Annotated in this window: 23 protein-coding genes; 9 read left to right on the top strand and 14 right to left on the bottom strand. The window is 53.0% G+C overall.

The annotated features are described in order from the left end of the window. Genes DFO57_RS21760 through DFO57_RS21740 form a run of 5 tightly spaced genes read right to left on the bottom strand, consistent with a single transcriptional unit; the run spans nt 1 to nt 4,977 of the window. Nucleotides 1-684 (bottom strand): ABC transporter ATP-binding protein, encoded by a 684-nt coding sequence (locus tag DFO57_RS21760; RefSeq protein ID WP_015699659.1) that lies wholly within the window; start codon nt 682-684, stop codon nt 1-3. Beyond that, nucleotides 677-1,507 (bottom strand): ABC transporter ATP-binding protein, encoded by an 831-nt coding sequence (locus DFO57_RS21755; RefSeq protein WP_022623562.1) that lies wholly within the window; start codon nt 1,505-1,507, stop codon nt 677-679. The genes DFO57_RS21760 and DFO57_RS21755 overlap by 8 nt, the downstream gene beginning before the upstream one ends. Continuing rightward, nucleotides 1,497-2,354, bottom strand: coding sequence for an ABC transporter permease (locus tag DFO57_RS21750; RefSeq protein ID WP_013026852.1), 858 nt, complete (start codon nt 2,352-2,354; stop codon nt 1,497-1,499). The genes DFO57_RS21755 and DFO57_RS21750 overlap by 11 nt, the downstream gene beginning before the upstream one ends. Continuing rightward, nucleotides 2,351-3,403, bottom strand: a complete 1,053-nt coding sequence (locus DFO57_RS21745; protein WP_013026851.1) for an ABC transporter permease — start codon at nt 3,401-3,403, stop codon at nt 2,351-2,353. Before DFO57_RS21745 ends, DFO57_RS21750 begins: the two co-directional genes overlap by 4 nt. Further along, entirely contained in the window at nt 3,403-4,977 is a 1,575-nt protein-coding gene (locus DFO57_RS21740) for an ABC transporter substrate-binding protein (RefSeq protein ID WP_019106312.1), read from the bottom strand. Before DFO57_RS21740 ends, DFO57_RS21745 begins: the two co-directional genes overlap by 1 nt. 648 nt (nt 4,978-5,625) lie before the next feature. Between DFO57_RS21740 and mgtA the strand changes: the two genes are divergently transcribed. The 4 genes from mgtA (at nt 5,626) to DFO57_RS21720 (ending at nt 10,599) form a co-directional block, all read left to right on the top strand. After that, nucleotides 5,626-8,328, top strand: coding sequence for a magnesium-translocating P-type ATPase (gene mgtA, locus DFO57_RS21735; RefSeq protein WP_110015947.1), 2,703 nt, complete (start codon nt 5,626-5,628; stop codon nt 8,326-8,328). Nucleotides 8,329-8,800: 472 nt separating this feature from the next. Continuing rightward, nucleotides 8,801-9,592: a winged helix-turn-helix domain-containing protein gene (locus DFO57_RS21730; protein ID WP_019106314.1), complete on the top strand. Its 792-nt coding sequence runs from the start codon at nt 8,801-8,803 to the stop codon at nt 9,590-9,592. Beyond that, a complete protein-coding gene (locus DFO57_RS21725; protein ID WP_013026847.1) occupies nt 9,579-10,052 on the top strand; it encodes a hypothetical protein in 474 nt (157 codons plus the stop codon). The genes DFO57_RS21730 and DFO57_RS21725 overlap by 14 nt, the downstream gene beginning before the upstream one ends. 205 nt (nt 10,053-10,257) lie before the next feature. Then, a complete protein-coding gene (locus DFO57_RS21720) occupies nt 10,258-10,599 on the top strand; it encodes a FaeA/PapI family transcriptional regulator (protein WP_227022906.1) in 342 nt (113 codons plus the stop codon). Between the two features lie 406 nt (nt 10,600-11,005). On the opposite strand, the gene DFO57_RS21715 is transcribed toward DFO57_RS21720, so the two are convergent. The 3 genes from DFO57_RS21715 to DFO57_RS21705 are packed head-to-tail and all read right to left on the bottom strand — an operon-like array spanning nt 11,006 to nt 13,802. Beyond that, a complete protein-coding gene (locus DFO57_RS21715) occupies nt 11,006-11,767 on the bottom strand; it encodes an ABC transporter ATP-binding protein (RefSeq protein ID WP_014605212.1) in 762 nt (253 codons plus the stop codon). Next, nucleotides 11,767-12,804 (bottom strand): iron ABC transporter permease, encoded by a 1,038-nt coding sequence (locus DFO57_RS21710; RefSeq protein ID WP_013026844.1) that lies wholly within the window; start codon nt 12,802-12,804, stop codon nt 11,767-11,769. Before DFO57_RS21710 ends, DFO57_RS21715 begins: the two co-directional genes overlap by 1 nt. Continuing rightward, nucleotides 12,804-13,802 carry an ABC transporter substrate-binding protein gene (locus DFO57_RS21705; protein ID WP_013026843.1) on the bottom strand — a complete coding sequence of 333 codons (999 nt, stop codon included), beginning with the start codon at nt 13,800-13,802 and terminating at the stop codon, nt 12,804-12,806. The genes DFO57_RS21710 and DFO57_RS21705 overlap by 1 nt, the downstream gene beginning before the upstream one ends. A gap of 573 nt (nt 13,803-14,375) precedes the next feature. Here DFO57_RS21705 and DFO57_RS21695 point away from each other — a divergent pair. Further along, the gene (locus DFO57_RS21695) at nt 14,376-15,320 is read left to right on the top strand and encodes an ATP-grasp fold amidoligase family protein (protein WP_110015943.1); all 945 of its coding nucleotides are present in this window, start codon (nt 14,376-14,378) and stop codon (nt 15,318-15,320) included. Here DFO57_RS21695 and DFO57_RS21690 read toward each other — a convergent pair. The 3 genes from DFO57_RS21690 to DFO57_RS21680 form a co-directional block, all read right to left on the bottom strand. Next, nucleotides 15,317-16,384: an ATP-binding protein gene (locus tag DFO57_RS21690; protein WP_028715551.1), complete on the bottom strand. Its 1,068-nt coding sequence runs from the start codon at nt 16,382-16,384 to the stop codon at nt 15,317-15,319. The genes DFO57_RS21695 and DFO57_RS21690 overlap by 4 nt on opposite strands. After that, entirely contained in the window at nt 16,381-17,079 is a 699-nt protein-coding gene (locus DFO57_RS21685) for a response regulator (RefSeq protein ID WP_014594389.1), read from the bottom strand. Before DFO57_RS21685 ends, DFO57_RS21690 begins: the two co-directional genes overlap by 4 nt. Before the next feature lie 200 nt (nt 17,080-17,279). Next, nucleotides 17,280-17,819, bottom strand: coding sequence for a GNAT family N-acetyltransferase (locus DFO57_RS21680; RefSeq protein WP_013026839.1), 540 nt, complete (start codon nt 17,817-17,819; stop codon nt 17,280-17,282). Nucleotides 17,820-18,067: 248 nt separating this feature from the next. Here DFO57_RS21680 and DFO57_RS21675 point away from each other — a divergent pair, with 248 nt between their 5' ends. Then, nucleotides 18,068-18,355, top strand: coding sequence for a hypothetical protein (locus DFO57_RS21675; RefSeq protein WP_024471351.1), 288 nt, complete (start codon nt 18,068-18,070; stop codon nt 18,353-18,355). A gap of 147 nt (nt 18,356-18,502) precedes the next feature. Beyond that, on the top strand, nt 18,503-21,604 hold the full coding sequence (locus DFO57_RS21670; protein WP_110015941.1) for an efflux RND transporter permease subunit: 3,102 nt from the start codon (nt 18,503-18,505) through the stop codon (nt 21,602-21,604). Between the two features lie 182 nt (nt 21,605-21,786). Here DFO57_RS21670 and DFO57_RS21665 read toward each other — a convergent pair whose 3' ends face one another. Together DFO57_RS21665 and ompC are read right to left on the bottom strand one after the other, a co-directional pair. After that, complete coding sequence (locus DFO57_RS21665) at nt 21,787-22,215, bottom strand: GFA family protein (protein WP_110015955.1); 429 nt, start codon at nt 22,213-22,215, stop codon at nt 21,787-21,789. Between the two features lie 85 nt (nt 22,216-22,300). After that, nucleotides 22,301-23,404 carry a porin OmpC gene (gene ompC / locus DFO57_RS21660; RefSeq protein ID WP_013026835.1) on the bottom strand — a complete coding sequence of 368 codons (1,104 nt, stop codon included), beginning with the start codon at nt 23,402-23,404 and terminating at the stop codon, nt 22,301-22,303. Between the two features lie 668 nt (nt 23,405-24,072). Between ompC and DFO57_RS21655 the strand changes: the two genes are divergently transcribed. After that, the gene (locus DFO57_RS21655) at nt 24,073-24,195 is read left to right on the top strand and encodes a helix-turn-helix domain-containing protein (protein WP_233255888.1); all 123 of its coding nucleotides are present in this window, start codon (nt 24,073-24,075) and stop codon (nt 24,193-24,195) included. Here DFO57_RS21655 and DFO57_RS21650 read toward each other — a convergent pair. Further along, nucleotides 24,185-25,090 (bottom strand): LysR family transcriptional regulator, encoded by a 906-nt coding sequence (locus DFO57_RS21650; protein ID WP_014605223.1) that lies wholly within the window; start codon nt 25,088-25,090, stop codon nt 24,185-24,187. The genes DFO57_RS21655 and DFO57_RS21650 overlap by 11 nt on opposite strands. A 97-nt stretch (nt 25,091-25,187) precedes the next feature. Here DFO57_RS21650 and DFO57_RS21645 point away from each other — a divergent pair, with 97 nt between their 5' ends. Next, nucleotides 25,188-25,787 (top strand): NAD(P)H oxidoreductase, encoded by a 600-nt coding sequence (locus DFO57_RS21645; RefSeq protein WP_015699675.1) that lies wholly within the window; start codon nt 25,188-25,190, stop codon nt 25,785-25,787. The last annotated feature ends 10 nt before the right edge of the window (nt 25,788-25,797 follow it).

Genomic DNA, 25,797 nt, shown 5'->3' with positions numbered 1-25,797 from the left:
TTAGGCTGGAGCGGCAATGTGCTCAACGATCCGCCCCTGCGCCATGCGTACGGCACGGTCACACATATGGTCAATCACGTCAGGATCGTGACTCACCAGAACCATGGTCAGGCCATCCTGACGCTTGAGATCGTTAAGCAGATTGAGGATTTCAGCCTGTATTGACATATCCAGTGCTGATGTCGGCTCATCCAGCAGCAGTATTTTGGGCTGCAGCAACAGAGCGCGAACAATCGCCACGCGCTGACGCTGGCCGCCGGACAGCTGATGAGGATAACGATCGGCTAACGACGGGTCCAGCCCGACATGGCGAAATCTGTCATCAATACGATCGTCAATGTTATCCTGCTTAAGCAGCCTGAGCGGCTCAGCCAGCGTGCGGCGCAAACGGTGGCGCGGATGCAGGGAAGCATAAGGGTCTTGAAACACCATTTGCACGTCCTGGCGCAGCGCACCGGTAAAGGTTTTGCCTGGCTGCACCGGATGCCCGGCCAGCTGCATCTCGCCCTGCCAGTGGGGATTCAGTCCAGCCATAACCCACAGCAGCGACGATTTACCACAGCCGGACGGGCCGACCAGGCCAAAGCACTCACTGGCGTTCACCTGTAGATTCACGTCGTGCACCACCGTGCGGAGATCGTAACCCTGTTTGTGTGACACACTGAGGTTATGCAAATTAATCATTGTGGTTGGCCTCCAGCGCCGCGCGGTCCAGAACCGGCAGCGGTTGTCCATGTGTTGCTTTACTGGGACGGCATGACCACAGCGTACGGGTGTAGGGATGCGTGGCCTGAGGCAGATCGGCGGCCGGCAGCGTATCCAGCACCCGGCCTTTGTACATCACCATAACCCGCTCGCAGTGTTCCGAAACCTGTTGCAGGTCGTGGCTAATCAGTAGCAGGCCCATGTTGCGTGACTCAACCAGCTGGCGGATCAGCGACAGCACCTGATCGCGCATGGCGTGATCCAGCGCGGAGGTCGGCTCATCCGCAATCAAAAAAGCCGGATCGGTAATCAGGGCGATCGCCAGCATCACGCGCTGGCCCATGCCGCCCGAAAGCTGATGCGGATAGAACTGCATCAGGGCTCGCGGATCGGGCAGGCCCACCGCGTCCAGCATATCGCAGACTTTTTCTTTTCGTTCCGCCCGACTCAGGCGGCGATGCAGAATCAGCGGTTCTTCAACCTGCCAGCCGATCGTCCGCGCCGGGTTCAGCGCATACTTGGGATCCTGCATCACCATGGCCACGCGATCGCCACGAAGCTTACTCCAGCTGCGTTCGTTCAGGGTCAGGGCATTTTCACCGGCGACCTGGAGCTGGGTAGCTTGCAGATGCAGTGACGGAGACAGCAGTCCCATCAGGGTTCGTGCAGTAAGGGATTTGCCGGAGCCGGATTCGCCGACCAGCGCCACGCGCTCACGCCCGATAGAAAAGCTAATGTTATCGACCAGCGTCGCGTCGTCGCTGCGGATGCTGAGCGACTCTACCAGAATGTTATTTTGCATGTCGGGTATCCAGTCGGTCACGCAGGCCATCGCCTGTCAGGTTAAAGGCCAGGCTGGCAAACAGAATGGCCGCGCCGGGTGCAGCAGCGACCCACCACTGGTCAAATATGACCTTACTGCCTTCTGCCACCATTGAACCCCACTCGGCGGTCGGCGGTTGCACGCCCATGCCAAGGAAGCCCAGTCCGGCGGCCGCCAGAATAATCCCACCCAGGCTGAGTGCGGCGCGCACCACCGCGGTGGGCAGGCACAGCGGCAGAATATGGCCGAACATCAGGCGAAAACCGGTAATCCCCTGCATTCGGGCCGCCGCCAGATAGTCGCTGCGGCGCAGCGCCAGGGTTTCGGCTCGTGCCTGGCGGGCAAACGGAGGCCAACTGGTCAGCGCCAGAGCCAGCGCGCCGTTCATCAGTCCCGGTCCCATCATTGCGACCAGCGCCAGCGCAATCACCAGGTTGGGCAGCGACAGAAAAATATCCGTAATGCGCATTAATACGCGCTCGGTCCAGCCGCCCGCGTAACCCGCGGTGATCCCCACCAACAGGCCAACCGGAATGGTCAGAACCAGGATCAGCGAGACCAGCAGCAGCGTAGGGCGCGCGCCATAAATCACCCGGGAGAGTAAATCGCGACCAAATCCATCGGTGCCGAACCAGTGTGCAGCCGAAGGGGGCAGCAACCGGCTGGCGATGGTTTGCAGATTCGGATCGTAAGGGGCAATAAGCGGGGCCAGCACTGCCATCAGAATCACAATCGTCACCAGCGTCAATCCAATGGTTAACGAGGTGATGCGGCGACGGCGGCGACGGGGTCGCACCGTTTCAAGTTCAGTGAGTTGTTGCGTCATCGTGTTCTCGGGTCGGTTAACCAGGTGAGGGCATCCGCCAGCGCGTTAATCAGGATAAAGCAGCCGCCGATCAGTAAGGTGGCGCCTAAAATCGCCGGCACATCGCCAGAGAAAAGCGCATTGGTCATGTAGCGCCCCACGCCGGGCCAGGCAAATACGGTTTCCGTCAGGACCGAGCCTTCCAGCAAGGTCGCGTAAGAGAGCGCAATCACGGTAATCAGGGTGCCGAGCACGTTAGGGAAAATATGGCGCAACAGAATGCGCCCCCGTCCCGCGCCTTTGGCTCGTGCCAGCACCACATACTCTTTGCTGCTCTCTTCCAGCAGCGCCGCGCGCAGCAGGCGGGTGATGCCTGCCATCGCCAGCAGGCCCAGGATCACCACCGGTAACCATAAGTGCGCCACCGCATTCCAGAATATTTCCCGGTCACCCGACAGCCAGCTGTCAATCAGCACGAAGCCGGTTTTCGGCTCCAGCGTATAGGCCCAGATATCATCCAGCCGCCCAGGTCCGGCAGACCAGTGCAGAACCGCATAAAACAGCAACAGGCCCAGCAGGCCCAGCCAGAAAACCGGCACAGAGTAGCCCAGCAGGGAGATAAAGCGGGCGACGTTATCAATCCAGCTGCCGGGTTTCCACGCGGCAATCAGTGCCAGTGAAACGCCAAAGATGACGGCAAAAATCATCGCGCAGGTCGCCAGCTCGATAGTGGCCGGAAACGTCTGAAGCAGGTCGCTGCTCACCGGCTGGTTGGTCAGGCGGGATACGCCGAGATCGCCGCGCAGCAGGTGTTCAATGTAGTGCCAGAACTGCATCAGTACCGGCTGATCTAATCCCAGATCGTGACGCACCTGCGCGTAGGTCGCTTCGCTGGCATGATCGCCAGCGATTTGCTGTACCGGATCGATAGGGGACAGATGCGACAGCATAAAGGTGAACGCCAGCAAACCCAGCAGGGTGATCGCCAGCGACAGCAAGCCTGATGAAAGGCGGCCAACGCGCCGCCAGACATGCCGGGCGGGCCCGGCAGAAGAGGCAGACTGTGCCATTACTTCGTTACCTGCGAGTAGTAAACCATGTCCGGGTTAATGCCCTGAACATAGCCCTTGAGGTTATCGCGCAGGGCGATGAGGTTTTTCGCCTGCAGGCCAATCACATAAGGCGAGCTTTTCAGCACTTCACGCTGCATGGCCTGATACAGCTCAACGCGTTTTTTCGGATCGCTTTCAGCCGTTGCCGCCAGCACCTGTTTGTTCAGCTCCGGAATGTGCCAGTCGGAACGGTAAGCAATCGTCTTGCTGCCATCTTCCGGGTTATAGGCAAATGACGCGGCGTTGGTGTTCGGATCAAAGTAGTCTGCGCCCCAGGCGTTGATCGTGCCTTCGTAATTATGCGCTTTGACGCGGGTCGAGACTTCAGAGCTCAGTCCCGGTAACACTTCCACTTTCACGCCGCCCTTGGCAAAGCTGCCCTGCAGGGCCTGAGCGATATCCAGGTAGGGAGGCTGATTGCTGGTAGACAGGGTGAAGCTGACGTTAGTCAGGCCGGCCTTTTTCAGAATCGTTTTGGCTTTTTCAGGATCGTAACTGTAGGGGTTGTCGTTTAATGCACCCAGAAAACCTTTCGGCAGAAACGTCTGGTGCACATCGAACTGGCCTTTCAGCAGCTGTCCGGCAATGCCCTTGTAGTCAAACAGGTAGCGCGCGGCTTCCCAGAAGGCCGGATTTTTTAAGGCGGCGTTGTTTTTGTTGCCGATGTTGAACTGAATGTAATACAGCGAGGCCATCGGAATGGCTTCGGTTTTCACACCGCTTTTGCCCTGCAGCGAGGCGATCTGATCGGCCCCCAGATTACGGGCGATGTCTGCATCACCTTGCTCAAGCAGCAGACGGCGGGCCGCGGGTTCCGGCACGTTCTTGATCAGAATATTTTTGATCTTTGGCGCCCCGGCTGGAGAGGTCGGATTGGCGGTCAGGATCACGGCCTGGTGCATCACGACCTTGCGAATCTGATACGGGCCGCTACCGGCGGAGTGCGTAGCCAGCCAGCCGTTCCCCAAATCGCCTTTTTCGGCGTGCGCGCTAACGGTTTTTTCATCGACGATGGAGGACACTGGTGCTGACAGCAGGCTCAGCACATAGGCCGGGCTGACGTCGGCCGTCCAACTGATTTGCACATGGTCGTCATCGACCTTTTTCAGGAAGCTATCCACATTATCTTTATTCCAGCCGAGCTGGGTAAGAATAAAGGAGGGATCCAGATTCAGTTTCACGACGCGACCCAGCGAGAAGATCACATCTTCCGGACGCAGTGGATTGCCGCTGGAGAATTTAGCGTCTTTACGCAACGCAAATGTCAGGCTGCGATTGTCACTGCCTGGCTGCCAGGACGTTGCCAGCGTGGGTTTTAAATCAATTGGGTTCTGCGGGTCGGACTGGACCAGCCGCTGATAAATATTGGTGAACGCCTGTACGCTGGTGAGTTCAAATCCCTTCGCCGGATCGAAGCTGTCGGCATCATCGGTCGACTGCACCACGACTAACGTATCTTTTGGTGTGGCAGCATTGACGCTAAAGGCGGTGGCCAGTGACAAGGCCAGTAGTGATGGAATTATTTTTTTCATGGAAAATCCTTGCCTGAGAAAGTAACGCGAGTGTACGAAAGGGCTCATGCAAAGAATAGTCCATTATCGGCTAATGATATGCAAAAAAGTTATAACAAATGCAGCCCGGTTATAAGACGCAAACAAAACGGCTGTGCGAAACAGAAACGGTTAATAAACGAGATGGCAATTGAGCGGTTATTTTCCTTTACCCGAAGGGCCCGGCGTTTATACTACGTGAAAATATTTGCAGGAGTCATACATTGGACAGTCACCCTAAACGCGATTTAACTCCGGCAAGCTAACTGCATTTCGCTGCTTGCCACACGGCGGGCAGCAATCCTTTCTTTAGATCACGATTGCTCTCCTTGAAATTAACGCTGTAGTCACCGCGAGAGCACGCTATGTTGATGTATATTCTGGCACTTTTTCCTCCGCCTCGACAGGCGTAGCTGTGGGCTGCGCACCCTTTCACTTTCAGCTTTCTTTTGCTTTGCGTTTATTTCGCAAGGCCCGACATCTGTCGGCCTGATATTACGGCCGCAGGGTGGGGAAAATAACTTTTTCTAAGAGACGGGCTGATTCAATAAACCGGTAATCACCGGAAAACCAGGCATGCATTATTTGGCATGCAGGATATCTGTTGCTTTAAATCAGGGAGATGTCGACATGAGCGACATGAAACTCGAACAAGCCGCGATGGCTTACCATGCGCATCGTGCAGCAAAAAAATCAAACACCCCTTATGCCATTGAACGTGAAGCACGTTATCGCACCGATGTGACGCTGACGAATCTGCACAGCAGCTTTGAGGGGCTGACCCATGTGGAAGCCAGCGCGCGGCTCAATGACTATGGTCGTAATGAAGTCATGCATGAGAAGGCGCCCTCTGCGTTTATCCAGCTGATTACGGCATTCAATAATCCGTTTATTTATGTGCTGATGGTTCTGGCACTGGTGAGCTTTATAACGGATTACTGGCTGCCGTTGCGGGCTGGTCAGGAAACCGATCTCTCGGGCGTGACGATTATTCTTACCATGGTGACGCTGAGCGGGCTGCTGCGTTTCTGGCAGGAGTTTCGCACCAATCGTGCCGCTCAGGCGCTGAAATCTCTGGTGCGCACTCAGGTGACCGTGCTGCGTCGGGAAGAGGGCTGTGCAATCTCCCGGCGCTACGATATTGATATGCGCGAACTGGTGCCGGGGGATGTCATTTTACTGAGCGCGGGCGATCTGGTGCCTGCCGATGTGCGCCTGCTGACCTCACGCGATCTGTTCATCAGTCAGGCGATCCTGACCGGGGAATCCCTGCCGGTAGAAAAAAACGATCTCAGTGCAGGCGTGGAGATTGAAGAGCAACCCGGTCGCAGCGTGCTTGAGCTGAAAAACAGCTGCCTGATGGGGACCAATGTTGCCAGCGGCACGGCCAGAGCGTTAGTGGTCGCCACCGGCAGCGAGACCTGGTTTGGTTCGCTAGCGGCCTCTCTGTCCGGCCGCCGTCCACAGACATCGTTTGACCGCGGCGTGAACAGCGTTTCCAGACTCCTCATCCGTTTTATGTTGGTGATGGTGCCGATTGTCTTACTGCTAAATGGCTTTACCAAGGGCGACTGGATGGATGCCATGCTGTTCGCGCTGGCCGTTGCGGTGGGCCTGACACCGGAAATGCTGCCCATGATTGTCAGCGCCAATCTGGCAAAAGGCGCCATTGCGATGTCGCGCCGCAAAGTGATTGTTAAACGCCTGAACGCCATTCAGAACCTCGGAGCAATGGATGTGCTCTGTACTGATAAAACCGGCACGCTGACACAGGACAATATTTTGCTGTCGGCGCATCTCAACGCTAACGATGAAGAGGATGCCCGCGTCCTGCTGCTGGCATGGCTTAACAGCAGCAGCCAGAGCGGTGCGAAAAATTTAATGGATCGCGCCGTGCTGAAGTTTGGTGAGCAAACGCTGTCTAAAGCGCAGTGTAGCCAGTTTCAGAAAGTGGATGAGCTTCCTTTCGACTTCGTTCGTCGTCGTGTCTCGGTCATCGTGGAGGATTTGCAAAGCCACCGCCCGTTGCTGATCTGCAAAGGCGCTGTAGAAGAAATGCTGGCGGCGGCGACCACGCTACGTCAGGGCGATACCACCCTTCCACTGTGCGAGCAAAAGCGCGCAGAGCTGCTCGCGCTGACACGGCATTATAACCAGCAGGGTTTTCGTGTGTTGCTGGTGGCCACGCGTGAGCACGGGATATCGGTGCCGCTCAGCCGTGAAGATGAGTGCGAATTAACGATTGAAGGCCTGCTGACATTCCTTGATCCGCCTAAAGAGAGCGCGGGCAAGGCGATACAGGCACTGAAAGACAGCGGAATTCGCGTTAAAGTGCTGACCGGCGATAATCCCCTTGTGACGATGCGCGTCTGTCAGGAAATCGGGCTGGCTTCAGAAGCCATGCTGACCGGTAATGAAATCGAGGCCATGAGTGACGACGAGCTGCGCCGGGACGTCGAGCGCTGCATGATCTTCACCAAACTTACGCCTCAGCAGAAGTCACGCGTGCTTAAATTACTGCAACAGAATGGACATACCGTTGGCTTTCTTGGCGATGGCATTAATGATGCGCCCGCGCTGCGCGAGGCGGATGTCGGCATTTCGGTCGACAGCGCGACGGATATTGCCAAAGAGTCGTCCGACATTATTTTGCTGGAAAAAGACTTAGCGGTACTGGGCGAAGGCGTACTAAAAGGGCGTGAGACCTTTGGCAATATCATCAAGTACCTGAACATGACGGCCAGTTCGAATTTCGGCAACGTGTTTTCCGTGCTGATAGCGAGTGCGTTTATTCCTTTTCTGCCCATGCTCTCTGTGCAGCTACTGATTCAGAACCTGATGTATGACGTCTCTCAGTTGGCGTTGCCCTGGGATAAAATGGATCGCGAGTTTCTGCGCAAACCGCGTAAATGGGATGCGGGTAACATCAAACGTTTTATGCTGTGGATGGGGCCAACCTCTTCCATTTTCGATGTCACAACCTTTGCGCTGATGTGGTATGTGTTTGGCGCCAATCACGCCGGTGCGCAGTCGCTGTTCCAGTCCGGCTGGTTTGTTGAAGGTTTACTGTCCCAGACGCTGGTGGTGCACATGTTACGGACGCAGAAAATCCCCTTTGTTCAGAGCTGTGCCCGGTTACCAGTGCTGCTGACCACGCTGGGTATTTCCGCCGCCGGTATTCTGCTGCCGTTCTCGTCGCTTGGCGCAATGGTCGGGTTAGTGCCCCTGCCATGGCACTATTTCCCCTGGCTGGTGCTGACGCTATTCAGCTACTGCCTGGTCGCGCAGGGAATGAAAATGTTTTATATCAAACGTTTCGGCCGCTGGTATTAATCTGCCTGCAGGAATAAACCGATAACGTCATAAACGACAGGTGGATGCCGAAACCGCGTTGGCAAGGCATCCACCGCCCGCCGTACTCTCCCCGCATTGCTGCCGATCGCACACTTTGTTTTGGATCAATCCGTCGAAAGTGATGCCATAAATGTAAGCAAGCTATTGGTCATTCCCTCTCTCCCGCCAGATTTCTCTGATACAATTTGCACATTATTCACCGCGCCAGCGTCGGGGGATCTTGAGGTGAGCCGGTATGGGGCAGGCCGCGTTCACTGCCGCGGGTGCAGGTTGTTAACCACCTGAACCTGCGATCGCCTCGACGAGGGCCGGGTCCTGCCGTAGCGGATTCCGCATTCACCTTTTGTGTGCCTTCGCGAGCCATTGCGCTTTTGTCCCATGCCGATAAGGGTTTGTTGCCACGCATGTGTTGCTTATTGATTAAACACGCAGTTTGTTGCCGGAGAACAGGATGCAACAAACGGAGTATGTGATTGACGATTTGGTGCGGTTTATACCGGCTCAGGGCCTGCTATGCCTGGTGGATTCCAGCGAGACCAGCGTGCCGCTATCGCCTGCCTGCAACCATTTACTGGAAATGTTCCTGAAAAGCGCCGGCGTCGTGCTGGCCCGCGAGCAGATCCTGGATAACTTCTGGCAAGAGACGGGCGCAACGCCTTCTTCCAACAGCCTCAATGCCTACGTTTCCGCCATTCGACGCGGGCTGTCTTCACTGGGCATAGAGCAGGAGGCGATTACCACGGTGTACAAGGTGGGCTTCGTTTTCAATCCCGCTATTCGCATCCAAAAATCGGCCCTCCAGCCCCCAAATCCCGCGGGCGAACCAGCGTCCACTTCCACTTCCACTTCCACATCCGTTACGCGACGCAGCCCGCGCGCCTACTGGCTGTCTGGCGGTTTTATCTTGCTGTTACTCGGCGTGCTTCTTCTTCCGCTGCTTCTGAAAGAGAAAAGCATCACGCCCGTCAGCGTCGCCCGGCTTGATGGCTGTGACGTCTTTTATCTTCCCGTTCACCCCGGTGAATCGACCTTTCCTGCTGAACGCGTGTGGCACAAGCTGATTACAGACAGCGGAATGGCGTGTCAGAAGGGCGGTCGGTATATGTTTTATGTGGACAGAAATGTCACGGCAGGCCACAGCGGCAACGTCTATGTCTCGTACTGCGTGAGAACGAAAGACGAAAAAATAGCGTGCTCAAATTATACCGAGCTGGGATGGAGGCCAGATAATGATAAACCCTAAACGACGCCTCGCCTTATTGCTGTGCCTCATCATTGCCCTGGCGGGCGTGGTCATTTATGCCAGCTATTATTACGTGCGATCGCACAGTGACATGTTTGAATTTACCTGCGCGGCTAATTTACAGCAGCGCGATGCCGCCACTGACTTTCATCTGGACGCCAGTTTTGTGCTGACGCTGCGTTATTCTGGCGACGCAATGGTCTCCGTTGATGGCATCGTACATAAAAATGGCAAGGATTACGTCTTAAGGCGTAATGCCGAATTCCACTATTCACCTTATATTCAGTCTCTGTATAAACTCAATCATTTCACCCTTCATCCGGGTCTGCGGGATAATGTTCCTGACAGCGTATTGAATACCAACTTCTCCTATCTTTATATCAGCAAAATAACCGGTATGAACGATGCCGTACTTATCGGTAGCCGTGTATTGCCACTGATTGTCTGTCATACCCGCTAACGGATTGACCGGACGGGCACGAGCTTGCCTGCCGCTCGCCTGTCCTCATTCTTCTTGCCTCACCGCTGTCTTCGTCTGGTTTATTATTTTGTGTTTATTTATAAATTCAGAATATTAAATCTAAAAATAAGCGTGGATAAGTGTTTGTGGTTGCCTGAGGGCGGTAATTGTTAAATTGCATCGTCGGTTAAGATTGCGGTCGGTTGTGGCAGAAAGCCGTCGCCGATACGCGCTTATACAAGCGTTTGATTTCGAAAATGAAGTCGGATTTTTACCTTACGGGGAGCCAGCGATGAAAAATTTAGCTTATAAAATTCAGTGTGAGGCGAAATGGAATCAGCTTCAGGAAACGGAAAAAAAACCAAAAATGAAAGATGTGATGATGTGCCTGATAAAGCGCCAGGCGGAAGGAATCATGACTCGTGATGTCGCGGATGAATGCGATATGTCTATTTATGCTGCGCGAAACTGGTTATTGAAACTGGAAAACAGTGGTTTATTAAAAAAAGAACCCGGGCGTAAATCCTGCAAGTGGTTCATCCTCTGAGTTTTAATTATCTTATTTCTGTCGTGATAACAGGCCCAGCCCTGAACACTACGCTTTTTTTAAGGGACAACACATTATCAGCATGGCAACGGCGTGCATGAAAGGAAAAAGCGCCAGCTTAGTATGGCCTGGGGAAAGGGGAGTAGCGCAGCAGCAAGCTGGCTGCCCATGATGAGATTTCGGCCAGCACGGCAAAAACGCCCTCGTCTCAAGCGCGCCGTAGCACGCGACCAGTCTGGCAGCCCGACAAGCAGCCCGTCCTTGCACAGAAAGCGGCCTGAAGGGGCACGACCGAATAAAAGCTGAGAGTAAACACAAACCGGCAGGCAGAACAGGCGATCACAAACGGCTGGCCGGGCGCAGCGGAAACGGTGACATCGCGTTAAACATTTAACGCAGCACTGAATCAGGCATAGTAATGAATATGCTTCTTGCCATGGACGGGCGACGTCTCGATTTTCGTCCTGACCTTGAACACGTCCCACAGAAGCGACTCTGTGAGTATCTCATCAGGCGTTCCCTGCGCAATCAGTTCGCCCTCCAGCATCACAATCAGCCGGTCACAAAACAGCGCCGCATGATTCAGATCGTGAATGGCGACAATGCTGGTGACCGGAAGCTCGCTAATGAGTTTCATCAACTGGATCTGATGGTGAATATCCAGGTGGTTAGTGGGCTCATCAAGCAGAATTTCATTGGGCGCCTGGGCTAATGCTCTGGCGATGTGTACGCGCTGGCGTTCACCGCCGGACAGGCTCTGCCAGCCCTGATCGCAGCGTGAGCACATATCCACCCGCGTCAGCGCGGCTTCCACTATCTCATCATCGTGATGTGTCCAGCTGGAAAAAGGGGAGTGATGCGGGATCCTTCCAAGCTTTACGACATCACGTACGGTCATATTGGCGCTGGTTAACGCATGTTGCTCAACAAAAGCCACACGGCGGGCAAGCTGCTTTCTGGCAATCAGGGACAGATCCTTGCCATCCAGCATCACTTTGCCCGTGTGTTGCTTACGCAGACCGGCCAGCAGGCGCAGCAGCGACGATTTACCGGAGCCGTTCGGCCCCAGTAAGCCCACGGTTTCGCCCGACGAGACCGCCAGGGATACATCGTTAACGATGACTTTTTTTCCTACCCGCCAGGTAAGATTTTCCGCGCTGATGCTCATTATTGCGTCCTGGAGCGATAAATAATAATTGCAAAGAAAGGCACGCCAACCAGCGCGGTCACGACGCCAACCGGCAGGCTCTGCGGCGCAATCAACATACGTGAAGCAATATCCGCCAGGACCATCAGAATCGCGCCCGCGATGGCACAGGCAATCAGTAAGCGGCTGTGTAGCGGGCCGAAAAAGAAGCGCATCACGTGGGGAACGACCAGGCCGACAAACCCGATCGAGCCAGCCATACTGACAATCGTGGCGGTCATCAGGGCGGTTGCCGTGAACAGCACCAGACGCACCACGCCGACCGGAATCCCCAGCGAGGCGGCGGCGTCGTCACCAAAGGTAAATGCGTCCAGCGCGCGGGAATAGTACAGGCAGACCGCTAAACCGATGACCACTATCACCAAAACCAGCTGAAACTCAGGCCAGCGCACGCCGCTAAAGCTACCCAACAACCAGAACATCACGTCACGCGCCTGTTGGGCATTGGCTGAGGTACTGATGGTATAGGCGGTAATCGCATTGAAAAGCTGCGACGCTGCCACGCCCGCCAGAATGGTACGCTCTGTGCCACCGCGTGCGCCATTGGTGAGCAGTGCAACAAAGGCAAAGGCGGCAAAGGCGCCGGTAAAGGCGCCCAGCGACAGGGAAATCGCACCGGCCCCGACGCCCGAGACCACGATCAATACCGCACCCGTCGATGCGCCGGCAGAAACGCCCAGTACGTAAGGTTCGGCAAGGGCATTTTTCAACAGGCTTTGCAGTACAGCACCGCAAATGGCCAGACCGGCACCGCTCAGCGCCGCAACCAGCGCACGGCTTAAACGAAAGTCCCAGATAACGCTTTCGTGAATACGGTTCACGGGCACATCCGTCATACCCAGTTTATTGGTCACGGTGTACACCACGGATTTCAACGGTATCGATAATTCGCCTACGCTGACGCCGAGCGCGATAACCATAAACAGCACGACGATGGCGATGATTGCGACAGCAATAAAACCCATGCCACGTCGTGCCTGAACAACCCCTTCACGCATTAATTCAGGCCCATCTTACGTAACTGTTCGCCAACCTGTTCTGCCCCGTAAAGGGTACGAATCGTCGGGTTCATTGCCTGACCGTCCATCACCACGATATGGCCTTTCTTCACCGCATCCAGCTGGCTGACCGCCGGATCGCTTTTCAGGAACTTAATCTTTTCTTCGGCGTTATCCAGTTTCCAGCGATTACGGTCAAGGCTGGTCACAACGATCACATCCGGATTGGTGGCAATAATGCTTTCCCAGCTCACGGTGGGCCATTCAGTTTCAGTGGTAATCGCATTATGGCCGCCTAACACATTGGCAATAAAACCGGATGCGCCGTTCTTACCGCCGACGTAAGCGTCGGCAGAGGGCGAGGAGCTGGAGAACCAAAACAGGAAGGAGAGATCTTTCTTACCTTTCGGGAAGGCTTTTCTCAGGGCGCTTTCGCGTGCTTTAAAGTCGTTGATCACCTGCTGGCCGCGATCTTCTACGTTAAAGATTTTGGCAAAATCGGCGATCTCTTGATAAACGTAGGACATATTCCACAGCGTGGCACGGCTACCGTAGATATCGCCGGTGTTCTGTTTTGTGGCACACATGCCCGGAGACAGATAGGTGTTGATGCCCACTGACTCAAAGTCTTCACGTTTGGCGACCTTGCTGTTCGGCCCCATCAGCAGCTGGATCTGTGCCGCAACAAAATCGGGGTTCTTCGCCAGAATGGATTCCAGCGTTGGGATCTCGACGGTCAGTACCGGCACTTTGGCATTTTGTTCCGCTAACTGCGGTAAGACTTTGGTCGGCCAGAATGCGCTGGCCACCATTTTGTCCTGCAGTCCCAGCAGCAGCAGAATTTCAGCGGTATTCTGCCCAAGCGCCACCACGCGTTCAGGTGCCTTGGTGAATGTTTCTTTCTGACCACAGTTTTCAATCGTCAGAGGATAGGTGGTTGCCCAGGCGGAACTCGTTGTCAGGAAAATAAAACTTAACAGGCTAAGCATTTTTTTCATTAGTATCTGTCCATTAATAAATGAGACTGCGTGCTTTTAACATTCTGGCGCGGCGGATTTTATCAGACCTAAAATGTAAATAGAAATCATTATTATATGAGTTGGCTTTTAGCTGAAATGTATAAAAATTACTTGAGTGAAAGAAATCAACGTGCCAGCCTGGTCATTATTAAAATAAATAACACTGAGCTAAAACAGATGAGTAAACCCTTCATTACAATTAGAGGAGTAATAGTTAATGTAATGATAGATGAAATAATATTAACCATGAGAAGAGGGTGAAGTACGGCAATGCGCGGTTTAGCGTTCCTGACTGACTGACTGACTGACTGACTGACTGACTGACTGACTGACTGACTGACTGACTGACTGACTGACTGACTGACTGACTGACTGACTGACTGGGTTGCGGGCGCGTTACGCGGTAATGCGTCTGCGTTGCCCCGGCGTGGCGCGTCGGCAGCGCCAGCGACGTTTTCGGCTAGGGCTGGCGGCTCCATCTCTGCTCCATCATTCACACAAACTCCAGCAATCTATTCTGCTTATCATCCTGCCACTTTCGGGGAGGATAAGATGAAGACGCTGAACTATATCGCTAAATATGTTGAATATAAGCTCAAAATCATCAGGTGTTTTTTAATTAGCGACGTACTTTTCCATACGCAACGACTGCGCCCGTTGTTAAACAGAGAGCCGGATCTGATTCATCCTGTCACGTTGAATGAAAAAATGTGCTACAGGCTGCTCTATGACAGGAAGCCGCTTTATACGCTGCTGGCAGACAAGCTCGCTGTCCGTCACTACGTTGCCAGCCGCACGGATGAAGTCACGGTCGCGCCCTTAATTAAGACCTATAAAAGCACCAAAGAGATTGATTTTGCCGCGTTGCCCGATACCTTCGTTTTAAAGTGCAATCACGACAGTGGCAGCACGATAATCTGCAAAGACAAAACGGCGTTCGATAGTCAGTCTGCTTTATTAACGCTGGATTTAGCCCTGAAAAAGAACATGTATTACTGCACGCGAGAGTGGCAATACAAAGACATTACGCCCACCATTCTGTGTGAAGAATATATTGAACTGTTTGAGGGAAGGGACAGAAGCACTACGCCCGAGATGTTGCGTATTCACTGCTTCGACGGCAATGCGAGCATTATCGAAGCCGACTTTACTGATGAACAGGGCAGGGAGTACGTGAATGTGTACAACAGAAAATGGGAACTGCAGCCCTTCCAGATAGCCTATCCCCATCATCCTGTTTTTATACCGGAACCGGCGCTGTTTTATCGCGCCCTCTCTGCTGCGCAGGCGCTGGCAAAAGATATCGACTATTGCCGGGTCGATTTAATGCTGAAGGACGACAGCCTGTACTTCAGCGAGATCACGCTTACGCCACAGCGCGGTAAGCTCAAAATCATTCCCCAGGAATGGGACGCGATACTTGGCGCGATGTGGCAACAGCAGGCGTACCATAAAACCTTCCGCCTGCCTTCAAGCCCAGAGATGGATTTGCGCTAGTCAGCGTCAGGCCAGCGCAGTAAAAAAAGGGAGCCGCCCTGGGATGATGTGCGGTAACGAATATCGCCCCCATGAGCCTGCATAATCGCCTTCGCAACGGATAAACCCAGCCCGCATCCCGCCGGGTTTATCGCACGACCTGCAGCGCCGCGTTGAAACGGCTCAAACATATGACGCTGGAAATCGTCGGGCACGCCCGGCCCCGTATCTTCCACCTCAATAAAAAACAGGTTGTCCCGATATCCGCTTCGGACCCTGACGATGCCCGGCGTGGCGTAATTAAGCGCGTTATCAAATAAAATGGTCAGGCACTGGATAATGCGCAGCGGATCACACCGCGTAACGGCATTATTTTGCTCAATGATGAGGTTAAATCCCTGCTCCCGAAACGGGTGACAAAACGATGCGCCAACGTTTTCCAGCACGTCGCTCATTGCCACGGCTTTCACATCCAGCGTAAAGGATCCGCCTTCTGCCGCTCCCACGACGCGCAAATCGTCGATAAGCCGTGATAATCCTTCTGTCTGCCGCAGCAGGCTTTTGAACAACGGCGGATCGGGTTCAAACACCTCTTCAACCAGCCCCTGCAGCCTGCCGCGTAAAATCGTGACCGGCGTTCTGAGTTCATGGGCGATCGCCGCATTCCAGGACTTTCTTTGGTTGTCCAGCGTCTGCAGCTTTTCCGCCATTTCGTTAAAGTCCCTGACTAAGGTATTCACCTCCCCCAGGCTGCTCTGACTGTTTGCGGCGCGGGCGCTCAAATCGCCCTGAGAAATCCGGCGCAAACTGGTGGCAACGGAACTCAGGGGATTCAGTATTTTGGCGGAGAGTTTGAAAGCAAACAGTAAGGCAATCAGGAAGCTGATTATCGAGCTGATAGCGATCCAGACCCAGTCAAAAACCGTCATGCTTTCACTGTTGCTGGCTGACAAACCGCCGGGGAAATTTTCAATAATGAAGCTGTAAAACAGATAGGAACCGACCACGGCCACAATAATGATGGTGAACGTCAGGGACAGCATAAACAGAAGAATTTGCCGACTGAGCGCTTTATCTTTATTCACTTCTGTTCACCCAGCCGATAGCCTATCCCACGAATGCTTTCCGGTACGCCGTTTAAGCCACAGCCCTCAAATTTTTTACGCAACTTACTCATGTGGCTGTCTACGGTTCTGTCGAGCGTGTCACTTTCGGGCAGGCAGGCATTGAGCAGCTCTTCACGGCTGAAGACCTTACGGGGATATTTTGCCATGTGCGTCAGAAGCTTGAATTCTGTGGTGGTCAGCACCGGCGTAAACGTCTGTCCACCGCTGTGGATCTCCACACAGAACTCATCGGTGTAGATGGTCATAAAGCGTGTTCTGATCAGGGATTGAGGGACAGCCTGATTTTTTGCTCTGCGCAGCACGGCCTCAATACGGGCGACCACTTCCGAAGGATTAAAGGGTTTAACGATATAGTCATCGGCACCCAGGCGAAGCCCCATCAGCTTATCAATATCCTGATCCAGCGCGGTCACCATGATCACCGGCGTGTTGCTTTCTTTACGCAACGTTGAAAGCACATTCCAGCCATCGATTAGCGGCAACTGGATATCCAGCAGCACCAGGTCAGGCTGTAAGGTTTTAATTAAGGCCAGAGCGCTTTCCCCCTCTGCCGCATGTACCGCTTTCATTCCGGCGCGTTTGATATAACTCATTAATATATCAGAGATTTCAAAGTCATCCTCTGCCACAAGGATTAGATTGTCGTTGCTCATAACGCCCTCAAAATTAAAAACACCTGTTGCGGATGATGGGGCAGCACAGCCGGAGGAGAAGCGCGTCCTATCATCAGGAACATTACGCCTGTCATGACAGGCAGACCAGCAAAAGCACTGCGCAAAGCATGAAACCCACAATCAGACCTTAGCCAAAAGAAAAGCAACGTCACGCGGCGACAGAAAGCATGGAACGCCGATTAGCTGATGCACCACTCTCTTTGCAGGATGGCGTAAACCTGCGTATTTTCATAAATCGCGATGCCATTGTGATCCGTGAATGACACATGCTCTTTAAAGCATCCTTCCAGCCGCATCCCCAAACGCTGACATAATCGCTGCGAACCTGCGTTGTCATCGGCGACATAGGCATAAATCCGCCTGACATTTTTTATCCGAAATAAATAATTAAACAGGCAGATTGCGGCTTCCTGAGCATAGCCATGGCCTTGATAGGCAGGATTCAGATACCATCCCACGTTCCGGGTACGGGCATCCGGTTCTTCGTCATCGCAGGCAAAAAGATGACCGATTAATTCGCCTGTCTGTTGCAGACACAGGGCAAACTGCGTGGCGTCAATGCTCCTTTTCCGCGCCTCCTTGACGGCGGCCTCAAGATCGGCCAGTTTCTCATCGAAAAAGCAGGCCGGATAAGGCGCGGATAAATAATTTAACAGGCCCTGAGCATCCTGTTGCAAAAAACGCCTGATGAAGACGCGTTCACTTTCAGCTATTTTCATCTCAAACCCTTTCCCGGGATAAAATAAAGGCGAATACCTTGTAATTTTGTGTCCAGATAATCTCTGTCCCTGTCAAAGTTCAGCATATATTATGTCCTGCGCTTTTAAATTGTCTATCGAATATATTGCGCGGTGTGCGACGTTTTTTTATTTTTACCTATCCATACTCTCTCCATAAACTTTACATAATAGGTCATTGTCAGGCGGGTACACTCCGGAATAATGCGCATTATTGGAGAGTATTCGTGATGACGCCGCGTAATTTAGTGAGGTCCGGTTTTTGCTTTTTATTTTTGCTGCTGTTCACCACCGGTTTGCATCCTTCCGGCGTCACACCGCTACAGCAAGCGTTAAGCGTTAAGGGGAGAAGCGTGATCGCGACGATGTATCGGCCAGTGAAAAAGATTAATCGCTATGAGCGAACCGCCCAGACGCCGTTCTGGGAGGCGGTCACCACCAATGCGCTGGCCTGCCGGGGCGGGCGCGTGACCCGGCTCCTGTATAAGGCCGCGCTGCGCCGACTAAAGGAGGCGTAAATGCACACAGCAAACAAGCCAGTTAACACCACGATGAATTGACAGACTGGCGTCTTACTTTAAAAAGCACGCACACCTGCGGGGCTTGCAGCGTAACAGGTGACGGTTTTCTGCCCTCATCTTTTTTATATTCATTCAGGGTAAATCATGCCTCAGTTTTTTATTAATCGACCGGTATTTGCCTGGGTTATTGCCGTCTTTATTATTTTGTTTGGCCTGCTCTCCATTCCAAAATTACCCGTAGCGCTTTATCCCTCGGTGGCACCGCCGACAATCAGCATCACCGCCTCATATCCGGGATCAACGCCGGAAACCATGAACAACAGCGTGGTGGCGCTGATTGAGCGTGAGCTTTCATCGGCAAAGCACGTGCTGTATTACGAATCGTCCAGCGATACCAGCGGTATGGCATCCATTACGGTGACTTTTGCGCCCGGCACCGATCCTGAGCTGGCTCAGGTTGATGTGCAAAACCGTATCAAAGTGATTGAGCCGCGCCTGCCCCAAGTCGTGCGGCAGAATGGCCTGAGCGTTGAGGCCTCGGGCGCTAACTTTTTGATGATCGTCGGGCTGACGTCTAAAGATGGCAAACTCACTGAGGCCGATCTGAGCGACTACTTTTCACGCAATATCACGGAAGAGCTTCGTCGTATTGAAGGCGTGGGCCGCGTGCAGCTGTTTGGCGCAGAGAAAGCAATGCGGGTCTGGGTCGATCCGGTCAAGCTTAGCCAGTATCGCCTGACCGTCAGCGATATCAGTCGGGCAATCAACACGGAAAATACCCAGATCGCGCCCGGACGGACCGGTGACGCACCGGCGGCTGCTGGCCAGCAGGTCAGCTATCCACTACTGGTCAAAGGCCAGCTTGGTTCACCCCAGGAATTCGCCAGTATTACCCTGCGCGCCAATCCGGATGGATCTCGCGTGGTGCTGAGCGACGTGGCGCGGGTTGAGCTCGGATCGCAAACCTACAGTTTTGCCACCCGTGAAAACGGACGCGTCTCTACCGCGGCAGCGATTCAGCTTTCGCCAGGCGCCAATGCGGTTAAAACCGCAGAGCGGATCAAACTCCGTCTGAACGAGCTGCGTCAGGCTATGCCAGAGGGAATGGCTTACAGCATTCCGTTTGATACGACGCCCTTCGTGAAGATCTCGATTGAGAAGGTCATTCATACCTTTATCGAAGCCATGATACTGGTCTTCCTTGTGATGTATCTGTTCTTACAGAATGTTCGCTATACCTTTATCCCGGCGATTGTTGCGCCGATTGCGCTGCTGGGCACCTTTACCGTGATGCTGCTGGCGGGATTCTCGGTCAACGTATTAACCATGTTCGGTATGGTGCTGGCGATTGGAATCATCGTTGACGATGCGATAGTGGTGGTGGAAAACGTCGAACGAATCATGACGGAAGAGGGGCTGGGCCCGAAAGCGGCAACGCAAAAGGCGATGAAGGAGATTACCGGTGCGGTCATCGGGATTACGCTGGTCCTCAGCGCGGTCTTTATCCCGATGGCGATGGCCAGTGGTTCCGTTGGGGCGATATACCGGCAGTTTACGCTCTCAATGGCGGTTTCTATCCTGATCTCCGCCTTCCTGGCGCTCAGCCTGACGCCGGCGCTGTGTGCCACGCTGTTAAAACCTGTTGATCGGCATGCTCATCAGAAAAAGGGCTTCTTTGGCTGGTTCAACCATAAGTTTGCAGCAATGACTTACCTTTACGGCCAGGGCGTAAGCCGTTTATTAAAACGGGTAGGCGGTGCGTTAGCGGTTTATGCGGCGCTGTGCCTGCTGTTCTTCCTGGCGATAAAAAACCTGCCGTCTTCGTTTCTGCCGGAGGAGGATCAGGGCTACTTTATGACCTCCATTCAGCTCCCCTCGGACGCGACCAGCGAACGCACGCTGAACGTGGTAAAAGCTTTTGAACAGCAGGTGCTTTCAAGCCCGGCGACGCAGTCAACTATCGCGATAATGGGGTTCAGCTTTGCGGGTTCCGGGCCTAACTCCGCCATGGCTTTCACCACCTTAAAAGGATGGGAAGATCGTCAGGGGGCCACCGCCTTTTCTGAAGCCGCGCGCGCGCAGAAAGTGATGTCAGCGAATCCTGAAGCGGAAACCTTTAATCTGATCCCCCCGGCTATTGACGAGCTGGGGAACTCATCGGGCTTTACGTTGCGCCTGCAGGATCGCGGCGGCAAAGGCTATGCGGCGCTGAAAAAGGCGGAAGAGCAGTTGCTGGCGCTTGCGGCGAAGAGTTCTGTCGTCCGGGATGTGTACGTTGACGGCTTACCCGATGGGCAGATGATCCGGCTTAATATCGATCGACAAAAAGCCTTTGCGATGGGCGTGGCTTTTGATGAGATCAGCCAGACGCTTTCCGGCGCGATAGGTTCGCTTTACGTCAATGATTTTCCCAACAGCGATCGTATGCAGCAGGTCATCATTCAGGCCGATGCGAAATATCGTATGCAACCCGAGGATATTCTCAGGTTATACGTGCGCAATGCGTCCGGCGGAATGGCACCGCTCGCTGAGTTTGTTCATGCGGAGTGGGAAACCTCCCCGTTGCAGCTGGTTCGTTATCAGGGTTATCAGTCAATCAAGATAACCGGCAATCCCGCACACGGCTATTCAAGTGGCGATGCGCTGAACGAGATGAGCCGGCTGGCGAAACAGCTGCCAGAAGGCTTTGCTATAGAGTGGACCGGTGGCTCGTTACAGGAGCAGCAATCGGCCTCTGAAGCGCCTATGCTGATGGTGCTGTCCATGCTGGTGGTGTTCCTGGTGCTGGCGGCGCTCTATGAAAGCTGGTCAGTGCCGGTCTCCGTTATGCTGGTCGTGCCGCTTGGCCTGCTGGGCGCGGTCATTGCCGTCAGCCTGATGGATATGCAGAACGACGTATTCTTCAAAGTTGGGATGATTACGATTATTGGACTGTCGGCAAAAAATGCCATTCTGATTGTCGAATTTGCTAAGCAGATGCACGAAGGCGGCAAAGGGCTGGTTGAGGCAACGCTGGAAGCCTCGCGGATGCGTTTACGCCCGATCCTGATGACGTCGCTGGCCTTTACCCTGGGCGTGGTACCTTTGATGCTGGCTAGCGGAGCAAGTGCCAGAACGCAGCAGGCGATCGGCAGTGGCGTATTTGGTGGGATGATCAGCGGCACGCTGCTGGCCATATTCTTTGTACCCCTGTTCTATTTTTCAGTGATGAAGGCGGTCGAAAAACTAAAACCGAGGCAGCGCTAAGCGCCTCTGAATCAGGCCGGGCGAGGGCAACATAGCCATTCGTCCGGTTGTCGGGTCAGATAGCGTATTAGGTCGTTAAGATGGCGTGATGATCTTTACTGCTGTGACGTGACGTGACGTGACGTGACGTGACGTGACTGCGCCGCTGGCGTCAGTGCATGAGGGATGGCTGAGGAAACCGATTAGCGGTGCGGCATTCTGGCTTCGAACGCTTTGCCACTAAAGCGGGCATATTGCCCTGTAAGGCGCCAGAAGGCAGGCTGAGTCTCGGTGCAGATTTCAGCGGCCAGTACCAGACGGCGCTGCACATCTTCAGTCAGGTCAAGCTGTGTCCAGGGAATAAAATACCGTTGGCTGTCAGTCAACAACAACCACATTGGAGAACCACAGCCGGGGCAAAAATAGCGTTTACCCTGTAAGGACGAGGTGAAACATGAGGGCGAGGCTGACTGCCTGAGTAATGCTGGCGCACTGGCCGCTTCAATGTACATGGCAATCCCGCCTGACCATTTTTGACACAACGTGCAATGACAGGCATGCACGTTCAGTTCATCGATCTCGACGGCGAACTGACACTCACCACAAAGGCAACGCCCGTTAAATGTTGTCAAAACCATCCTTGTACCCCAGAGCGGTAAATATGCGGGTGATAAAAAAGCCAGCTCTGAGAGCTGGCTTAACACGAGCGCGTCGGAATTAGAATTGATAAACCAGGCCGACGGCCAGAATATTGTCAGTTGAAATGCCCGCTGCCTGAGTGAAGTCAGTTTCATCCAGCAGGTTGATTTTATAATCGATGATGGCTGACATATTTTTGTTGAAGTAATAGGCCGCACCTAAATCAACATATTTCACTAAATCCCGGTCGCCAAAGCCTTCAAGATCTTTCCCTTTTGATTGCAGATACGCGATGCTGGGGCGCAGACCAAAGTCGAACTGATACTGCGCAACGACTTCGAAATTCTGTGCTTTGTTGGCGAAACCTGGGTTGCCATTACCAACGCGTGTGGCATTGTAGGTTTGGGTATATTGTGCCGCCAGATAAACGGCATTGGCATCGTATTTCAGCGCGGCTGAATACGTTTCGGCATTATCACCCTCACCCAATGCCAGACCGTTCTGGTCCAGTGTGCGTTTGGAATGAGAATAGGCCACACCGGCATTGATGCCCAGAGGAGAGGCATAGGTCACTGCTGCACCGTAGCCGTCGCCGTTTTGCTTCGCAGCATTACGGTTATTATTCGTCACACTGTTGCCTTCACCATCAGCACCGCCGTTTCTGCCTTGATACTGTAAGGCAAAGTTAAGTCCGGATACCAGGCCAAAGAAGTCGGTATTACGGTAGGTCGCCAGGCCATTGGCACGTTGTTGCATAAAATTATCGGAGCCATAGGTGTCGCCGCCAAACTCCGGCAACACGTCGGTCCAGGAGGTAACATCGTAAACCACGCCGTAGTTACGGCCGTAGTTAAACGAACCATAGTCACCGTATTTGAGCCCCGCGAAGCCTAAGCGCGTCCATGACTGGCTCTCAGATTTTTCATCGCGGTTCGCCTGCATGTTGTATTCCCACTGACCGAACCCGGTCAGTTGGTCGGTGATCTGCGTTTCCCCTTTTACACCGAGGCGAGCATATGAATTATCACCACGCTCACCTTTATCACTGCTGAAATAGTGCAATCCCTGCATTTTACCGTAAAGATCTAATTTATTACCGTCTTTGTTATAGATTTCTGCAGCATTTGTTACACCTGCTGCTAACAATGTAGTTACTGCCACTGCAACTAATTTAAGTTTCATGAGAGAAATCCTGTAGTTTTATTTTATATTAACCAGAGCCACTGATGGATGAGGCGCGCTTAAATGGCTCACTATTTTTAAATGACAATCCGGTATGAATTCAATGATAAGTTTCCTGCCATTTCGATTTATTTGTGTTTGTATGATCTGCGTCTAAATAGAAGGTCTGATGTGTTTTTTGTTTGTCTTGATATTATTGTTTTTATATTGTCGTTGTTGCTATTTTTTTAATATTCCGTTGTTTTTTATGGGTTATTTGTTTTGTTCTTATTATGACTTTTTTGTTAATTGTTTTTCTGGCATTCTCTGGTTTTTATAACTTCATTAATAAAAGAATAAAGATGAGGGAAGTGTTTTTACGTAATTAAAGGTTTTTCATTTATTGACACTGAAGGTGAGATCTTACCCTGAGAGACGGATTAATAATGTACAGCGTCTCTATTGCACTCTGTTAAAATAGTGTTTAATAAGAACGATGTGTTTAAAAAAGTGGATATGTTTATCACAAGTATTTGTTAACCGCATTTATCTTCCCGGATCTACGTCCTCAGCAAAACTGTTGAGTTTCTCAACATCCATTCACCGTTAACTGCCTCACATCTTCACTTTCAGAATGAAATGGTTAATCAATCTCTCTTTTCTTTTTGAAAAGCTCCCGTTTTTTATTAGTGATAATTATCACGCGTATCATCACCCAAACTCAAGGGGATAAGGTCAGGGCGGCAGCCATCCTTGGCATCAGCCCGACCACCCTGTGGCGTAAGTTGAAAGAGTACGATCTTAACGGCTAACCGCGGCTGGCGAAGCGGCTTTGATGTGGTCAATAAATGCCCTTAACGCCGATGACATATAGTGGCGATTAGGATAGTAAAACTGCAGGCTGGGCTGCTCTGGTAACCACGCTTCCAGTACCGGAACCAGACGGCCAGCTGCCAGCTCATCTTTTACCTGTTCGTGATAGAGGTAGCCCAGTCCGGCACCGCACAGCACGGCATCACGTTGAGCGTCCATATCGTCCAGCAGGATATTACCGGCCGGAAGTATCTCAAGCCTGCCTTCCGGGCCGCTGAATTCCCATTGATAAATGCGACCGCTGCCGTGACGGAACATCACGCACTGATGATTCATGATGTCACGTGGGTGTTCAGGCGGTGCATGGCGGGCGAAATAGTCCGGGGTTGCCACCACAACCAACCTGATTTTGGGCCCGACGGGAAGCGCGATCATATCTTTTTCAAGCCTGCTGCTGAGGCGAATACCCGCGTCAAATCCCTCTTTAACAATATCGACCAGCCGGTCTTCCGTTGTGATTTCCACACGGATATCCGGATAAAGCCGACTGAATGTTGCCACCAGTGGGATTAACACCATGCGCGAGGCAAGACGCGATGAGTTAATTTTTAGCGAGCCCATGGGCGTCTGACGAAAACAGTTAGCCTCATCAAGTATCACATTGATTTCATCAAAGGCCGGGCGCAAACGCTCATACAGATTTGCTCCGGCTTCTGTCAGGGCAACGCTACGCGTTGTGCGATTGAACAGCCGGATTTTCAGCCGCTGCTCAAGTTGCTTTATTGCGTGGCTGACCGCCGAGGGCGACAGGCCAAGCTCGTCACCGGCCGCGCGAAAACTTTTGTGCCGTGAAACCGCGATAAAGGTCGCAAAGTCATAGACGTTCAGTTTCATTAGTGAAAATCTCTCATTAACCCATCTCAAATCATACGTTTCACACACTAATGTGGCGAGCGTAATGTGAATGCCTCAACACAAGATGAGGTGAAAGATGAAATCAACAAACCTGTATATCGTCTGGTCACATCCCCGAGCCGATTCACTCACCGCACAGATGGTGGAAAGCCTGCGCCATCGAGCGGAGCAGCGGGGCGCACATGTTAAGACGCTGGATCTCTACCGCAGTGGCTTTGATCCGGCGATGCGGGAAGAGGACGAACCCGAGTGGCAAAATCCGGCTAAGCGCTACTCACCGGAGGTGCATCGTCTGTTCAGTGAGCTTGACGATCGTGATGCGATCATTTTTGTCTTTCCACTGTGGTGGTACAGCTATCCCGCCATGCTCAAAGGCTATCTGGAACGCGTATGGAACTATGGTCTGGCCTACGGTGAAAACAGCGCGTTAAAAGATAAAAAAGTACGCTGGCTGGCGCTGGTCGGCGGTTCTCAGCAAACCTTTATTAAATATGGCTGGGAGAAAAACATCACGGATTACATGATGGGCGTTACGGGCTATCTGGCGATCGGTGACGTGGAGGTTCATTTCCTCTATAACACCTTGGGTGTTGAGGAGACGATTGATGACAGCCACTCGCATTATGAGCAACTGTTTGCACAAGCGCAGGCGGTCGTAGACAGCACCATTGAATAAAGCATGGCAG

The sequence above is a fragment of the Pantoea sp. AG702 genome, from assembly GCF_003182295.1.
Taxonomy (GTDB): Bacteria; Pseudomonadota; Gammaproteobacteria; order Enterobacterales; family Enterobacteriaceae; genus Pantoea; species Pantoea ananatis.
This window is presented reverse-complemented; position numbering and strand designations above follow the sequence as displayed.

Coding starts and splice junctions, on each gene's coding strand:
- DFO57_RS21760 (WP_015699659.1), bottom strand. CDS start 684: ATGATTAATTTGCATAACCTCAGTGTGTCACACAAACAGGGTTACGAT.
- DFO57_RS21755 (WP_022623562.1), bottom strand. CDS start 1,507: ATGCAAAATAACATTCTGGTAGAGTCGCTCAGCATCCGCAGCGACGAC.
- DFO57_RS21750 (WP_013026852.1), bottom strand. CDS start 2,354: ATGACGCAACAACTCACTGAACTTGAAACGGTGCGACCCCGTCGCCGC.
- DFO57_RS21745 (WP_013026851.1), bottom strand. CDS start 3,403: ATGGCACAGTCTGCCTCTTCTGCCGGGCCCGCCCGGCATGTCTGGCGG.
- DFO57_RS21740 (WP_019106312.1), bottom strand. CDS start 4,977: ATGAAAAAAATAATTCCATCACTACTGGCCTTGTCACTGGCCACCGCC.
- mgtA (WP_110015947.1), top strand. CDS start 5,626: ATGAGCGACATGAAACTCGAACAAGCCGCGATGGCTTACCATGCGCAT.
- DFO57_RS21730 (WP_019106314.1), top strand. CDS start 8,801: ATGCAACAAACGGAGTATGTGATTGACGATTTGGTGCGGTTTATACCG.
- DFO57_RS21725 (WP_013026847.1), top strand. CDS start 9,579: ATGATAAACCCTAAACGACGCCTCGCCTTATTGCTGTGCCTCATCATT.
- DFO57_RS21715 (WP_014605212.1), bottom strand. CDS start 11,767: ATGAGCATCAGCGCGGAAAATCTTACCTGGCGGGTAGGAAAAAAAGTC.
- DFO57_RS21710 (WP_013026844.1), bottom strand. CDS start 12,804: ATGCGTGAAGGGGTTGTTCAGGCACGACGTGGCATGGGTTTTATTGCT.
- DFO57_RS21705 (WP_013026843.1), bottom strand. CDS start 13,802: ATGAAAAAAATGCTTAGCCTGTTAAGTTTTATTTTCCTGACAACGAGT.
- DFO57_RS21695 (WP_110015943.1), top strand. CDS start 14,376: ATGAAGACGCTGAACTATATCGCTAAATATGTTGAATATAAGCTCAAA.
- DFO57_RS21685 (WP_014594389.1), bottom strand. CDS start 17,079: ATGAGCAACGACAATCTAATCCTTGTGGCAGAGGATGACTTTGAAATC.
- DFO57_RS21680 (WP_013026839.1), bottom strand. CDS start 17,819: ATGAAAATAGCTGAAAGTGAACGCGTCTTCATCAGGCGTTTTTTGCAA.
- DFO57_RS21675 (WP_024471351.1), top strand. CDS start 18,068: ATGACGCCGCGTAATTTAGTGAGGTCCGGTTTTTGCTTTTTATTTTTG.
- DFO57_RS21670 (WP_110015941.1), top strand. CDS start 18,503: ATGCCTCAGTTTTTTATTAATCGACCGGTATTTGCCTGGGTTATTGCC.
- ompC (WP_013026835.1), bottom strand. CDS start 23,404: ATGAAACTTAAATTAGTTGCAGTGGCAGTAACTACATTGTTAGCAGCA.
- DFO57_RS21650 (WP_014605223.1), bottom strand. CDS start 25,090: ATGAAACTGAACGTCTATGACTTTGCGACCTTTATCGCGGTTTCACGG.
- DFO57_RS21645 (WP_015699675.1), top strand. CDS start 25,188: ATGAAATCAACAAACCTGTATATCGTCTGGTCACATCCCCGAGCCGAT.